At 50.0% G+C, this 15347-nt stretch carries 11 protein-coding genes; 2 read left to right on the forward strand and 9 right to left on the reverse strand.

Features of this window, described 5'->3' with window-relative positions; genetic code table 11:
* Nucleotides 1-13 precede the first annotated feature (13 nt).
* A complete protein-coding gene (locus ACXX53_RS09020) occupies nucleotides 14-1411 on the reverse strand; it encodes a (Fe-S)-binding protein (protein WP_458568291.1) in 1398 nt (465 codons plus the stop codon).
* The gene (locus ACXX53_RS09025; protein ID WP_458568292.1) at nucleotides 1408-2823 is read right to left on the reverse strand and encodes an FAD-binding oxidoreductase; all 1416 of its coding nucleotides are present in this window, start codon (nucleotides 2821-2823) and stop codon (nucleotides 1408-1410) included. Before ACXX53_RS09025 ends, ACXX53_RS09020 begins: the two co-directional genes overlap by 4 nt.
* A 178-nt stretch (nucleotides 2824-3001) precedes the next feature.
* On the opposite strand from ACXX53_RS09025, the gene ACXX53_RS09030 reads away from it, so the two are divergent.
* Nucleotides 3002-3697 (forward strand): FadR/GntR family transcriptional regulator, encoded by a 696-nt coding sequence (locus ACXX53_RS09030; RefSeq protein ID WP_458568293.1) that lies wholly within the window; start codon nucleotides 3002-3004, stop codon nucleotides 3695-3697.
* A gap of 33 nt (nucleotides 3698-3730) precedes the next feature.
* Nucleotides 3731-4963 (forward strand): MFS transporter, encoded by a 1233-nt coding sequence (locus tag ACXX53_RS09035; protein WP_458568294.1) that lies wholly within the window; start codon nucleotides 3731-3733, stop codon nucleotides 4961-4963.
* 87 nt (nucleotides 4964-5050) lie between these two features.
* Here ACXX53_RS09035 and ACXX53_RS09040 read toward each other — a convergent pair whose 3' ends face one another.
* From ACXX53_RS09040 to fabF, 7 genes are all read right to left on the reverse strand, one after another.
* Nucleotides 5051-5908 carry an ABC transporter permease gene (locus ACXX53_RS09040; RefSeq protein WP_458568295.1) on the reverse strand — a complete coding sequence of 286 codons (858 nt, stop codon included), beginning with the start codon at nucleotides 5906-5908 and terminating at the stop codon, nucleotides 5051-5053.
* A complete protein-coding gene (locus tag ACXX53_RS09045) occupies nucleotides 5901-6821 on the reverse strand; it encodes an ATP-binding cassette domain-containing protein (protein WP_458568296.1) in 921 nt (306 codons plus the stop codon). The genes ACXX53_RS09040 and ACXX53_RS09045 overlap by 8 nt, the downstream gene beginning before the upstream one ends.
* 249 nt (nucleotides 6822-7070) lie before the next feature.
* On the reverse strand, nucleotides 7071-8426 hold the full coding sequence (locus tag ACXX53_RS09050; RefSeq protein ID WP_458568297.1) for a serpin family protein: 1356 nt from the start codon (nucleotides 8424-8426) through the stop codon (nucleotides 7071-7073).
* A 136-nt stretch (nucleotides 8427-8562) separates the two neighbouring features.
* Complete coding sequence (gene ftsY, locus ACXX53_RS09055; protein WP_458568298.1) at nucleotides 8563-9564, reverse strand: signal recognition particle-docking protein FtsY; 1002 nt, start codon at nucleotides 9562-9564, stop codon at nucleotides 8563-8565.
* Nucleotides 9565-9579: 15 nt separating this feature from the next.
* On the reverse strand, nucleotides 9580-13152 hold the full coding sequence (smc, locus tag ACXX53_RS09060) for a chromosome segregation protein SMC (protein WP_458568299.1): 3573 nt from the start codon (nucleotides 13150-13152) through the stop codon (nucleotides 9580-9582).
* 186 nt (nucleotides 13153-13338) lie between these two features.
* Nucleotides 13339-14037 carry a ribonuclease III gene (rnc, locus tag ACXX53_RS09065; RefSeq protein WP_458568300.1) on the reverse strand — a complete coding sequence of 233 codons (699 nt, stop codon included), beginning with the start codon at nucleotides 14035-14037 and terminating at the stop codon, nucleotides 13339-13341.
* Between the two features lie 12 nt (nucleotides 14038-14049).
* Complete coding sequence (gene fabF / locus ACXX53_RS09070) at nucleotides 14050-15288, reverse strand: beta-ketoacyl-ACP synthase II (RefSeq protein WP_458568301.1); 1239 nt, start codon at nucleotides 15286-15288, stop codon at nucleotides 14050-14052.
* Nucleotides 15289-15347: the final 59 nt, after the last annotated feature.

The following is a 15347-nucleotide window of genomic DNA, read 5'->3' on the forward strand; positions in this document are numbered from 1 at the left end:
TCTATTGAAGCGCTTATGTTTGCAATACTTTCTCGGCAAAATAATCCACAACGTGCATGACGCGCAGCCGATCATGCGCGTTCTCCCGCTCCACTCCAGCCTTCATCTGCAGTAGGCATCCTGGGTTGCTCGTCAGGATGATAGCTGCACCCGTCTCATTCACAGCTTCCATCTTACGATCCAATAACGAGTTTGCCATCTGCGGCTGCTGCAGGTTATAGGTTCCTGCCGAACCGCAGCAAGCTTCCGCGCCCTCCAGCTCAACATAATGAATCTTAGGCAACAGGCCCAGCAGTTGGCGCGGACCTGCTCCAGCCTTCATCACATTGCGAAGATGGCAGGAGTCCTGATAAGTTACTGTTTCAAAAGTATGTTCTTCTGTAGGCGCAGCCTCGGAAGCAGTTACTGCCTCTTGTTTCAGTTTGTTCCAACGATTGGAGCGAAGCAATAACTCGCTAATGTCCTTAATCTGTGCGACAAATGTACGAGCGGTCTCCGCCCAATCCGAATCATCTGCCAACAAATGATCGTATTCGATCAGCATCGCTCCGCAACCGCCAGCGTTCGAAGCAATATAATCTACCTTTACATCGCGGAACGCAGTCAGATTCTGTATCGCGAATTCTCTGGCGGTCTCTTGATTGCCGCCATGCGAAAATAGCGCACCGCAGCAGGCTTGTGCCTCGGGGATAATAACATCATATCCTGACTCGGTCAGCAGACGCACCGTATTCACATTTGTCTCCGTAAATACGACATCCATAATGCAGCCGCGGAACAATCCTACCGTGCCGATTCGCTCCCCCTTAGCGGCAAATTGCTGTCCGCCTGCTCGATGCACGACACCGCGACTATCCGCCTGCGGCATAATCCGCTCCATCGTCTGAATATGCGGCGGAAGCCAGCGCAGCAGATTGCGCTTGCCCGCAAATCGCTGCAGACCTGAGCGCTGATAGCCCTCCAGCAGCTTGCTCATCATAAGCAAGCGTTCATGCCGCTTAAAGATCGGCTTCATGAAACGATGTACTCGATTCGTCGTTATGACCTTATTGCTCGTTGCTGCTTCTTCTTCAAACAGCACTTCCTTCGTCTGTTCAAGCAGTTGTCCATACTTTACATCCGAGGGACATACAGGCTCGCATGCGCGGCATCCGAGACATAAGTTCATCTGCCGCTTGAATGAGTCGTCCGGCTCCATGATGCCGTCCGCCACAGCCTTCATTAACGCAATTCGCCCCCGAGGAGAAGCCGCCTCTAGTCCCGTCTGCTGATAGGTCGGACAGGAAGGCTGGCAAAACCCACAGCGCATGCAATTCATCAACTCTTCATAATCAAGCGTTTTGACTAGCTTCTGCTGAAGCGTTAATAAGCTCTGAGGATCAGGCTTCGCTACTGTCTGCTGTTCAGTCATCTTGATATCACCAGCCTTTTGCGGGTGGACTTAGCGAAGATCTTGCTTGGATTCATAATTCCGTTCGGATCAAATGCCTGCTTGATCCCTTTCATCAGGTCGATTCCAGCCGCTCCAACCTTCCACTCTAGGTACGGTGCCTTGACTGTGCCGACACCGTGCTCCCCTGTTATCGTGCCGCCGAGACGGATCGCCTCCTCAAATATAGCGGCAAATGCCTCCTCGACACGGTGTATTTCATCCGCGTTGCGAGCATCCGTCGGGCATGTCGGATGTAGATTGCCATCGCCAGCATGCCCGAACGTACATATCTTAACGCCGTACTCATCTGCAATCCGATTGATCGCAAGCATCATATCCGCTATTCGAGAGCGAGGAACTGTCGCATCCTCCAATATCGTAGTAGGACTAATTCTCGCAAGTGTTGATAATGCGCTTCGCCTTGCCTTCATCAGCTGCCCTGCTTCGGCTTCATCCTTCGCAGTCTGAATACGGGATGCTCCTTCTTCAGCGCATATCGCAGCAATAGCTTCCATATCATTGCGGACACTATCAAGCTCTTGACCATCCTGCTCAATCAACAGCACGGCTTCCATATCGATAGGGAGTCCGATATGGTTGTATTCCTCTACTACTCGTATCGTCGGCTGATCCATGATTTCGAGCGTAGCTGGAATGATGCGTGCCCCGACGATACGAGATACCGAACGCGCGGCTGCGTATATATCCGAATAGGCAACCAGCATCGTCTGCCTGACTAGTGGCGCGGGCAGCAGCTTCACCGTCGCCTCCGTAATTAACGCAAGCGTACCTTCCGAGCCGACAAGCAGCTTGGTCAGATCATAGCCCGCGACATCCTTGTACAGCTTGCCGCCTGTGCGAATAACCTCGCCGGAAGGAAGCACGGCTTCCAATCCGAGTACATAATCCTTCGTGGTACCATACTTCAGGCCTCGCAATCCGCCTGCACCTTCCATAATGTTGCCGCCGAGCGTCGAGATAACCATACTGCTCGGATCAGGAGGATAGAATAGCCCCCGCTTTTCTACTTCGCGGTGGAACTGCTTCGTATTCAACCCAGGCTGAAAGGTTGCGGTTAAATTGTCCGTATCCAGCTCAAGGAGCTTATTCATACGCGTCATGGCCACCACGATGCCCCCCTCCACAGGCACGGTGCCTCCGCACAGATTGCTGGCTGCGCCGCGCGGTACGATCGGTATCCGATACTCATTCGCTGCACGCAGAATGTGCTGTACCTCGGCTGTCGTTTCCGGATACACAACCGCATCCGGCAAAGATTGAAGCATCGGCGTTGCATCATAAGAATGCGTGACGAGCGCTTCCTTGTCATCCCTATACCTTTCAGGTCCCAGCAGCTCCAGTAATTGTTTCCTTACTTCTTGAACCAACATGTTCTTCCCCCCAATTGATCTCCATAGTTCAAACTGCAGTCTGAATGAATTCGCTTATGACCATTCCTTTGACAATTTAGCAGGTCATCTGATGACTTTTACCATATTATACCTTATGATAAAGTTAGGTGTATACCATCATTTCAAGAAGAATAACTGCAGTTAGAGGGGCCGTCGCATGAACAGAATTATGATTAAAAAGGGGGCAGAGCTTGTCTCCGATCATTTATTAGAGCAAATGAAAGCAGGTTTGTACGCGCCTGGTCAGAAACTGCCATCAGTAGAAGCGCTCGCTAAGCAGTATCAAGTGGGACGCTCTACGATTCGAGAAGCGCTAAGCGCGCTCAAAGCGATGGGTTGGCTCGACATTCGCCACGGCGGCGGGACATTCGTTCGCGAGCAACCGAATGAGCCCGCTTCGGTCTTACAGGGCTGGCTGTCCGATAAGCAATCGCTCACCTCATTAATAGAGGTACGGAAGATGATCGAGGTAGGCTCAGCCAGCTTAGCCGCACGCAGGCGAACTATAGCGGACTTGGCATATATGGAGGAATGCCTCAGCCGAATGGAATCACATCTCGATGATGAGCAGGCAAGCCAGCAGGATGACCTGATGTTTCATATTCATCTGGCACGCGCTAGCCATAATGAGATCTTAATTCCGATGCTTCATGCATTTCACACGGAATGTGCACGGTACATGGGCAGTACGCGCCGCATGTGGCTATTTGGCGAACGCTCTTCCACTCTGCAGCTTCTAGAGGAGCATCGTCTGATCTACGAAGCAATCTTGCAGCAGGATGAATCGCTCGCATCTAGAAGAATGCTTGAGCATCTAACTAAAGTAGAAATCTTATTGGAGCAAAACAGGTAATTATCTTTCAATAATCTGCTAGGAGACTGACGAATGAACCGATCTTTCTATACTTTGTGGTCAAGCCAATCCTTTACCAGCATTGCTGGCTCCCTATACATGATGACGTTAATCGCAGCAGTCTACCAAATGACTGGCTCTGCCGCCTTTGCTGGCGCTGTATCCTTCGTGCGTTCAATCGCCGTGCTGGCAAGCAGCTTGACGCTGCCATTTTGGTACAAGAAGCTGCCTCTCGCTGCAATTACGCGTCTATTTCTACTTCTTCAATGCAGTGTTGCTGCAGCTGTTGCCTTCTCTCTTACTCCGCTATCCTATGTGCTGCCGACGAATCTATATGTCGGCTATGCGTTCATCGGCATCGTGTTGATCGGCTACACGGAAGGCTGTGCTTCTACCAGCGCTAATGCGCTCTATCCTCGCTTAGTCCATGCGGATAAGCGTGTGCAGGCTAATAGCCTCGTGTCAACGAGCATGCAGATGCTGTCCCTGCTTGGATGGACATTTGGCGGCATCCTAGTTGCCAAGCTCGGCTATTCACTTGCCCTGCAGCTTGCAACAGGTCTGCTGTTGCTTGGACTCCTAATCATCATTAAGCTGTCAGAGCCTCAGACAGATTCGGTTCAGCAAAAAGCTTCACGTTCCCTGCTGGCTGGATGGAGCTTTTTGTTCAAGCATCCCCGACTTCGCGTCATCACGTGGATGGATCTTATTGAAGGTGTAGCAGGCGGCATATGGATCGGTGGTATTACACTCGTATTCGTACAGGAGGTACTGCAGCAAAATGAAGCTTGGTGGGGATATATTAATGCCGCCTATTACGCGGGTACGATCGTTGGCGGCATCATCACGCTCAAGCTTGCGACATGGATTAATCGTCACCTCGTAACCACGATTATCATAGGCTCTTTCGGCGTCAGTATACTCGTGCTCGGGTATGCGATAAATGTCCAAGCCTTTGTAGCGTTAGCGCTAGTTATGCTGATGGGACCATTCTATCAGCTCCGCGACATCGCCCAACGAACTTATGTTCAGCTGCAAACGCCTCAGGAGGATCAGCCGCATGTATTTGCCGCGCAGAATACAATCTCGTACGTCTTATTCGGTATCTCTGTTTTATTTGCCGGCACCGTGGCTGATCTATGGGGTGCACGCGCTGTTTATCTTGTTGCTGGCACTCTGTATCTATTATCTTCGGCAGCTGGATTAATATTGCGTCGTTCTCACGCATCGTTGCAGCAGGAGCAGCAGCACACAACCACATCCTAGTAATCGCTATTGGCCTTCCAAAAGTAAAAAGCCCTCTAACGTTTCACGAACGAGACGTTAGAAGGCGATTAAGTTCATAGTATAGGATCACTTACTCTTGCGCGAAAGATTAAATATCGCTAGACCGTAGAACAATACGGTCGTAAGAAGCAGCACGATGATACTCGTGCCCATTCCCGTCGTATAATCACCAAACGAATAGGTAACCCCCATCATCTCATTGAATTGTTCAACAGCGTCCGACGGGGCATTGGCAAATGCCGCAGCCATGGGCTCTTCCATCATCACCTGTCTAAAGAGCGAGCCAGCATGTGAAACGGGGAAGATCTTAACGATGAACTGTACAGCCTCAGGCAGATTTCCGATGGGAATATATATACCAGTTATGAAGCCAATTAACGTCCCGACAACTGAGCTCGCAGTCGCGAATGCATTCTGACTTTTAAAGAATGAGACAAGGAAGTACACCATCGCACTTCCAGAGAGTACAGACAACAGGATGATGCCTAGCACTTTAAGCAAGGCTTCAAACGATAGCAATTCGCCGCCATAGATCTTGATGTATCCTTCAGCAAGCACAAGGGCGATGAGACTGATGATGACCCCAACGATATAGGAACTAAGAATATATCCTCCAGCGAGTGAAGAACGTTTGATAGGCGATGCCGAAAAATCCTTCAATATCTTCTTGGAGCGATCCTCCACCATAACTCCGAACGCGCCCATCGTTGTCGTTATCGAAGTAACGGCAAGCAGCCCTGCCATTATCCAGCTATCGATAAGAAAGCGTGCATGTTCACCAAAATCAGTCATGCCGGATGTGATTGCATCTCCAAGAAATAGTACGTATAAGCCTATGATGATGAATACAGCGAGGAGGGAGAAGAATACAGCCGTTTTGTCTCGGAAAAATATTTTCAAATTACGCTTCGCGATATTAAGCATACTCTCTGATCTCCCCTCCCGTAATGTGGATAAATACATCATCCATCGTGCCGCGTGTGACTTCAAAGCTTGATATATATGGCTCGCATTGATTCAGAATCGCGATTGCTTCCATCGTATTCGACAGCTTGATGGAGACGATCTCACCCGTACATCCATAACTAATGTCATTGGATTGAAGTGCTGCAAGCAACTGATCTCTGTCTAGGGGTATCATTTTCAAAAAGTCAGCACTGAACTGCTCCTTCAATTCGTACGGCGTGCCTTGGGCAGAGATCTTGCCATGGTCAATGATCGTGACATAGTCTGCATTTGCAGCTTCTTCCATGTAATGAGTGGTCAGGAACACAGTCATTCCCTTCTCCTTCTGAAGCTTCTGAATCGTTTCCCACACACTCTTGCGTGTTTGTGGATCTAATCCGGTAGTAGGCTCATCGAGAAAGAGAATCTTTGGCGTATTAATAAGCGCCCGTGCGATATCCGCCCGGCGACGCTGTCCGCCTGACAGCTTCCCGTAGGGACGATTCTTGAACTCCGTCGCTCCCGCAGCTTCAAGCGCAAGCTGTATCGCTGTCTTCAGATCTTCTTTCGATATGCCGTAAAAACCGCCTCTAACTTGTAAATTCTCATGAACAGTCAGCAGCGGATCGAGAAGGCTGTCTTGGAATACAACTCCGATCTTGGAACGTATCTGATTATCGTCGTGTCCCAGCTTATGTCCATCTATTACAACAGAGCCGCTGTCAGGTTCCAGTAACGTACAAATAATATCAATAGTCGTAGATTTACCCGCACCATTCGGCCCTAGAAATGCGAATAACGAGCCTCGCTCCACGTAGAAGTCTATCCCCTTTACCGCCTCTACTTGACCATACGATTTCTTCAAATTAGTTACTTCAATGATCTTATTCAAGCTTCATCACCTTTCTAGCTTAGAATTTCTAATTAGTCATGTCGTGATCTATAATTACTTTGGAGCATTGGAAATAATAACACATATAAATCTTAGCTAGCTTGACATAATCTGTCTATATAAAAATGAGCAATAATTCATGCGCTTGCCCCAAAACAAAAATAACCGCCCAGCCGTCATTTGAATGAACAGCGAAGCGGTTATTGTTATAAGCAGCACATAAGTTATACGGTGGAAAGTTGCAGCAAATTAAGGCTGTGGATTGACAACGGTGCCCATAAACAGCGGTAGTCCTGTCTCATTGTCCATAATGGCGTATAGGAAAGGTCGATTCAGCGTAATGGACTTAGCGACGACCGCGCCTGCTTCCTCCATTGCCACTTTCGTAACTGCGCCTGCTTTCGTTCCCAATTCGTCTACTTGAATATACGTTTTGTGCAGCACATCGCCAATGTATACATTACCGTTTGAAGATAAAGCCATACGACTGAAATCAGCCAGCTGACCATCGAATCCATCGGTTAACCCTAACTCTTTTAGCGGATCGACGAGATTCACTTCGTACTCATATTTGAACTTCGGCAGCCCGGCTATTATCATTTCATCAGACTTACTTCCGATTAATTGAAGCCATGACTCGCCAGTAAGCGATGCTGCATATTCATTCAGGGATATTCCCTCGTTCGGTAGGATGGCAACGAAGCTGAATCTGTTATCCTTATAAGGCTTGATAAAGCCTTGCGCGCGATCATCTTGTACATAAGCCCTTTCTTCTGAATACATGTACTCCACATCGATAGACCGCTTATCATCTAACTTAAATGGACCTTTTCCTACATTATTCTTGTTGTATACATTCGCCCATTCCTGTTCGAACAGCACCGTATTAAATAGGTACATGACCGTATCCGTATCAATCTTATCAATAATTGAATCGATCAACCCATCTGTATTATGGTTCACCCAGTTGTTGATATCTTTAACAGTTTGCGTACTGTTGAAGTCGGCTAGATACGCCGCGGCTTCATAATAAGTCGCATTCGTCTCTAGGAAGCTTGGCATAACTTGAAAGTCGGGAGCATCCTTGTACCATATGGAATTTGCAATATGAAAAGTGCCTGACTTCACTTCTCGAAGTCCGCTTGCAAGTGTACTGTAGTATCGGTTCAGATCTTCGATCTTGAGCGAGCCGCCGCCTAACAAGGCTTCCATTTCCGCAAGGGTATGGTTTGCAGCTCCATTAGCAGTCATGCCTAACGCCAAATAGACAGATGCCGGTGAGATCAGAGAGTTCTTGTCCAGCTCCGCCGAATGCCTAAACAGATCTATAGAGAAATCTGCAGTTGCTTGAATAAAGGCTTGATCCAGCTTTACAGGGCTTGATGGCTTCGCATTTACATGCTCCATTAGATTAGCCGCTTGCACATGGTGCTCTATACTCTTCTCTTGGCGAGGGAATAAGCCCAACCAGATCACTGCCGCTGTGATCGCAACGACTAAGCCTCCCCATATGAACCAGACTGATTTGGATTTACGTAACCCGCACATCGTGTTCCCCTCCAGGATCATTAGAAAATGATGACGTCCATTTTCTTTATTTTCCATTTAGACGTGCACGGCTGGTTAAATGTTTCAGCGCAAGTATGTGATCTCTCGCCTCATGGGCACGAAAAAACGGCAGTCAAAGGACACGCCTTCTTCTGCCGTTAGTTTAATTACATTTTACGGTAAATCAATTCCATTAATCCACCGCTTGGTCCTTCTTCTCTTCTTCCTGAATCAGGCCTTCGAACAGCGCATGTACAAACTGCTCCGAATCGAACTTTTGCAGATCGCCCATCTTCTCGCCAAGGCCAACCAATTTAACAGGCAAATTCAGCTCTTGTCGAATCGCAACGACGATACCGCCCTTGGCTGTTCCATCGAGCTTCGTCAGCACTAAGCCTGTTACACCGCTCTTTGCTCCGAACAGCTTCGCCTGCGACAACGCATTTTGCCCAGTCGTTGCATCCAGCACCATCAGCACTTCATGCGGTGCATCAGGCACTTCGCGTTGAATGACGCGGAAGATCTTGTTCAGCTCATCCATGAGATTCGTCTTGTTCTGCAAGCGTCCCGCAGTATCGCATAAAAGCACGTCAACGCCGCGCTGCTTAGCGGCCTGCACAGCGTCAAACATAACCGCTGCCGGATCAGAGCCTGATTGATGCTTGACCACATCTACACCGACGCGCTGACCCCACACTTCAAGCTGCTCAATCGCTCCTGCCCGGAATGTGTCTCCAGCTGCCATCAGTACACTCTTGCCTTCCTGCTTGAAACGGTGTGCCAGCTTGCCGATCGTTGTCGTCTTGCCGACACCGTTGACACCTACGAATAGGATGATCGTCAATCCATTCGGATTCATACGAATATCATTCGCTTCGTCGCCACGCAGCAGCTCAATCAATTTCTCAGACAGAATGGGTTGAAGATCTACTGCATCCTCGATCTTGCGCTTCTTTACCTCGCTGCGCAGATCGTCGATCAGATTCATAACGGTGTTCACGCCAACATCCGCACCGATCAGAATCTCTTCCAGTTCCTCGTAGAACTCCTCGTCAATCTTCTTGCGGCGAGTGATGAGGTCTGCTACCTTCTCGACAAAGCCTTTTCTCGTCTTCTCAAGGCCTTCCTTGAATACGGACGTTACGGCTTCCGTCTTCGATGCGATACTTTCTTTTAGTTTCTTAAAAAAGCTCATTTGTGCTCCTCCGATCTATGCAATGATCGCTTCATCATCTTCCAGCTTCACGGATACCAGCTTAGATACGCCGCCCTCTTCCATTGTCACGCCATACAGAACATCTGACTCTTCCATCGTGCCCTTACGATGCGTGACAACGATAAATTGCGTCTGTTCTGAGAACTCACGCAAGTACTGCGCAAATCTCGTTACATTCGCTTCATCAAGCGCCGCCTCAACTTCATCAAGCACGCAGAATGGAACAGGCTTAATGTGCAGAATGGCAAATAGGAGCGCCATTGCGGTCAATGCTCGTTCTCCACCTGAGAGCAGTTGGAGATTCTGCAGCTTTTTGCCTGGCGGCTGCGCTACGATGTCAATGCCGGTCTCAAGCACACGATCCGGTTCCAAAAGCACCAGATCTGCGCGTCCTCCGCCAAACAGCTTCGCGAATACGACAACGAACTGCTTGCGGATCGCGTCGAATGTCGTCTTGAAGCGTTTGGACATCTCATCGTCCATTTCCTTGATGACTTGGTACAGCGTCGTCTTCGCCTCAATCAAATCATTCTTCTGCTCGCTCAAGTATTCGTAGCGTTCATTTACCCGGTCATACTCATCAATCGCACCGAGGTTGACTTCACCTAGCGCTGTGATCTGGCGTTTCAGATCGCGCACTTCCTGCTGTGCCGCTTGAATATCCTCTGGCATCGGATAACGATTCTTCGCCGCCTCGTAGCTGATCTCATATTCCTCACTCAGCTTGCGCAGCAGATTGTCCAGCTCAACGTCAAGACGATTCGCTTGAATCTCGGTTTGACGCATGGCGTCCTCAACCTGCTTCAGCTCTGTGCGCTGCTCCTTCGTATCGCTTTCGGCGAGCTCCAGCTTGCGCATCGACTCTGCGCGCTCCGCACGCTTGAAGTCGATCTGCTTCGCCGCCTCCTGCTTCTTGACGCCGAAGTGGTTCAGATCCTCCATCTGCTTCGTCATTTCATGAACGACGGTTTCAAGATCGATCTGAACTTGAATGAGCGTCTGCGTCTGCTGCGCGTATTCACGTTCATACGCGGATGCATCCTGCTCCGCCCGCTTCAGCTGTTCGGTCAAGGAGAACAGCTCTTGATCCAGCTTGCCTTGGCGAACCTTCATATCTGTCAGCTGCGATTGCAGTTCTTCCTTCGCAGACTCATTTGCGCGGCGCGCTGACTCCGCTGTCTGGATCGCCACCTGTTGGCGATCCTCCTCGACCTTCAGCTCCGCAAGCCGCTGCTCAGCCGTGCGCTGCCCCGCTTCCAGCGTCTTCATCTCTTCTTGCGCGAGCAGCTGCTCCTGCTCTTCAGCCCCGATCAGCGATTCGATCTGACGATCTTCCTTCTCCAGCGCTGTGAGCTCATTGGCTAACTGCTGTTCGCTTATGCGCTTCGCTTCCCCTTGTTCGCGAAGATCATCGAGACGCTTCACGCCAGTTGTCGTGCGCTGTTTCAGCTCTGTGACGGAAGCTGTAAGTTTCTTCAGCTCCGCTTCCGTATCCTTAATCTCATGCGCGAGCTCTTCGAGCTGGCGCTTGCGACCCAGCAGGTTCGCGCCCTTCTTATTCATGCTTCCGCCTGTCATCGAACCGCCGGCGTTCACGACGTCGCCTTCCAGCGTAACGACGCGATAGCGATAATTCAGCTTGGCCGCAATCTTATTGGCGTGCTCCAGCTTTTCCGCTAACACGACGTTGCCAAGGAGGCTGCCGATGATCTGCTTATACGTTTTCTCGGTACCGACCAGATCGGCTGCGATGCCGACATGGCCTTCCATGCCTTCAATGATGCGGCGGTCCGTATCTTGAATCGTGCGAGCGCGGATAACATCCAGCGGCAAGAACGTTGCTCGTCCGAGCTGACGCTGCTTCAGGAAAGCAATCGCCTGCCGGGAGACGGCTTCATTCTCCATGACGACGTGCTGAAGCGCGGCGCCAAGCGCTGTCTCGACTGCCGTCTCCAGATGCTCCGGCACCTGAATCAGCTCTGCTACAGCACCATGCACGCCAGTTAAGCCGTTCGGACGGCGCGACGCCTTCAGCACTTCACGGACGCCGAGCATGAAGCCTTCAAGATCATCTTGCAGCTCCTGCATCGTGTCGCGGCGGGAAGTGAGCGAGTCATGCTTCTGCTGCCACTTACGCAGCGCGACTTGCCCTTCCTCGAGCAGCTTCTCGTCCTGCTTCAGCTGCTCGCCTTCCTGCATATATCGCTTACGGATATATACAAGGTCATCTGCCATTGTGTCGATGCGGCGTTTCATATCTTCGATCTTTTTGTGAACGTCAGCGCGTTCTGCTTCACGCTTCGCGCGCGCCGCGTTCATCTTGTCTAATCGCTTCGTTAACGTCTCTTTCTGCTGTTCATAGTAACGGATGTCGTTGCGCTGCTGCGCCATCTGGTTTAAGATCTCCAGCATCTGACCCTTAAGCGATTCCTCAGCATCAGAGCTTGCTCCGCCAGCAACGCCGACCAGCCGCTCTTGCTCCGCCTGAATAAGACGATTAACCTCATTCAGCTCTACTTCAACGGCAAGACGCTTATCGCGCACGCCTTGCACTTCAAGCTGCTTTGAGTTCATACGCTCGGACGTAATCTCGATCGCTTGCTGAAGCTGCTGCTCATTCGCAGTCAGGTTCCGCTTGCGTTCGCGCAGCACCTCGCCTTGTCCCTCGCATTTCTCATACTCTTCACTGTAATGAAGCAGAGTCGCTTGGTATTTCTCAAGCTCTTCCTCGAGCTTGCGGAGCTCAACACGATGAACCTCCAGCTTCGCATCATGCTCGCTTACAACCGCAGACAAGCTTAGTTCACGCTCTTTCAGCTTAGCCAGCTTATCATTCGCCTGCTGCCACTGCTCATGCAGCTGCTCGATCTGATGAACATATACCGCGATTTCCTTCGTTTTCAACCATTCACGCAGCTGCTTATAATGACGAGCCTTTTCGGATTGCTCTCGAAGCGGACCAATCTGATCTTCCAATTCTGTGACAAGATCATGGATACGCAGCAGATTATGCTCGGTATCTTCAAGCTTCTTCGAAGCTTCACGCTTTCTGGACTTGTATTTGACGATACCTGACGCTTCTTCAAATATGCCGCGGCGATCTTCAGACCGCGTACTCAAGATTTCCTCGATTCGGCCTTGTCCAATAATCGAATAGGCTTCTTTGCCGATTCCCGTATCCATGAACAGCTCTGTAATATCACGAAGTCGGCATGACTGCTTATTTATAAAATATTCACTGTCGCCGCTTCGATGAACACGCCGCGTTACGGTTACTTCGTTATAATCTAGAGGCAGAGCCTGATCACTATTATCCAGCGTTAAGGAAACCTCGCCATAATTGACCGCCTTGCGCGCATCACTGCCTGCAAATATAATATCCTCCATCTTGCCGCCTCGTAATGACTTGGCGCTTTGCTCGCCCAGTACCCAGCGGATGGAGTCTGATATGTTACTTTTACCACTGCCGTTCGGACCAACGACACCTGTAATACCTTGTACAAACTCCAATTCTGTCCGGTCGGCGAACGATTTGAAGCCTGCCAATTCCAACCGCTTTAAGAACATTTTCTCCCATTCACCTCATGTTCTAGTACGACTCATCGCCATCCGTGGCAGACGATGTGCTGCAACTATTCTGGCTGGCAGCCATTCGGACAAAGAAAGAGCAAAAATCAGCCGCTCGTCTCGCACGCGCTGCTCTTTGCTCTTTCTGCGAAACCGGCCGACAGCTCGCGCGCCGGCCTCAGTACTTTATAATTTCGGTATGACTACTTGTTCAAGAGCTACTGCTGCCGCTTGCTGCTCCGCTTCTTTCTTCGAGCGGCCTAATCCACGACCTAGACTTACATCACCCATAAACACTTCAGAAACGAACTCGCGCTCGTGCGCTGGTCCACGCTCCTCGACAATGCGATATTCTAGTACGCCTAAATTATGATGCTGAGTCAGCTCCTGCAGCTGAGTTTTGTAATCATTCGTCTGCAGCTTGCCATCCAACGAGATATATGGAAAGATAAACCGCTGCAGGAATTCACGGACAACATCCAAGCCCTGATCCAGATACAGCGCGCCGATGAATGATTCAAACACATCCGCCAGCAAGGCTGGCCGAGTTCGGCCACCTGTTAATTCTTCGCCTTTTCCCAGCAATACGTACTGTCCAAATTGCAGATGATTCGCAAAATTGACGAGAGAAGGCTCACAGACGATCGATGCACGCATCTTAGTCAGCTCCCCTTCCGGCCGTGTTGGGCAACGCTCGAATAGAAATTCCGAGACTGTCAGCTCCAACACGGCATCACCAAGAAACTCTAATCTTTCGTTATCTTGATGATGCCCGAAACGATGTTCGTTCACATAGGAAGCGTGCGTGAATGCCTGTTTCAACAACTGACGGTTCTTAAAGGAAATGTTCAGTTTCTGTTGTAACTGCTTCATATCTGCACTCAACTGTCTGACCCCTTATGCTTCGAATTTCTTCATAATGATTGTGGCGTTATGACCGCCAAATCCGAATGAATTAGACATGACGACATTAATATCCGCTTTGCGAGCTACGTTCGGCACAACATCCAGATCACATTCTGGATCCTGTTGATCCACATTGATCGTCGGCGGAATCACTCCATTTTGAAGTGTAAGTCCGCAGATGACTGCCTCTACACCGCCTGCAGCGCCAAGCAAATGTCCTGTCATTGATTTTGTAGAACTTACGGCAACTTTATAGGCGTGATCGCCAAGTGCCATCTTAATAGCTTTGGTCTCCGACTTATCGCCAACAGGCGTCGAAGTACCGTGTGCATTGATATACTGCACATCTTCAGGACTCATGCCAGCATCCTTGATAGCGCGCTTCATGCAGGAAGCCGCTCCGGTTGGATCCGGCTCTGTAATATGGTGCGCATCCGCGCTCATGCCGTAGCCTACGACCTCAGCGTATATACGCGCGCCGCGATTAAGCGCATGTTCCAGCGATTCCAGCACCAATACGCCGGCGCCTTCGCCCATAACGAAGCCATCGCGGTCTACGTCGAACGGACGGCTTGCACGTTCTGGCTCATCATTGCGCGTCGACATCGCGCGCATAGCGCAGAACCCAGCCATACCCAGCGGCTGAATCGTTGCTTCAGAGCCGCCGCATATCATAACTTCCGCATCGCCGCGTTGAATGACTTTGAAGGCATCGCCAATCGAATGCGTTCCCGTTGCACAAGCTGATACTGGCGAAGTATTAGGTCCTTTCGCGCCAAGGCTCATTGAGACTTGACCGGAACCCATATTCGCAATCATCATTGGGATAAAGAACGGGCTTACTCGCTTAGCGCCCTTCTGTAAGAGCGTAGTATGCTGTTCTTCCCAAGTACCTAACCCACCGATTCCAGAGCCGATAATAACACCGACACGCTCTGGATCTTCCTCTTCTTGAATGTTCAGCTTCGCATCTTCAACAGCCATCTTAGAAGCTGCAACCGCGAATTGAACGAAGCGGTCCATGCGGCGAGTTTCCTTCTTATCCATATAGGCTTCGGGATTAAAGTCCTTGACCGAAGCTGCAATCTGTGTTGAATAGTCCGTTGTATCGAATGACTCGACACGAGAAACCCCTGATTTGCCTTCCATCAGATGGTTCCAGAACGTATTCAGGTCTGAACCGAGAGCTGTTACAACGCCCATACCGGTTACTACAACCCTATTCTTCAAACAACATCACCTCAGTATACTATTTCATTTCCAATTCTCTATAGTCCAACACATGCATG

Source organism: Paenibacillus marinisediminis (assembly GCF_054343325.1).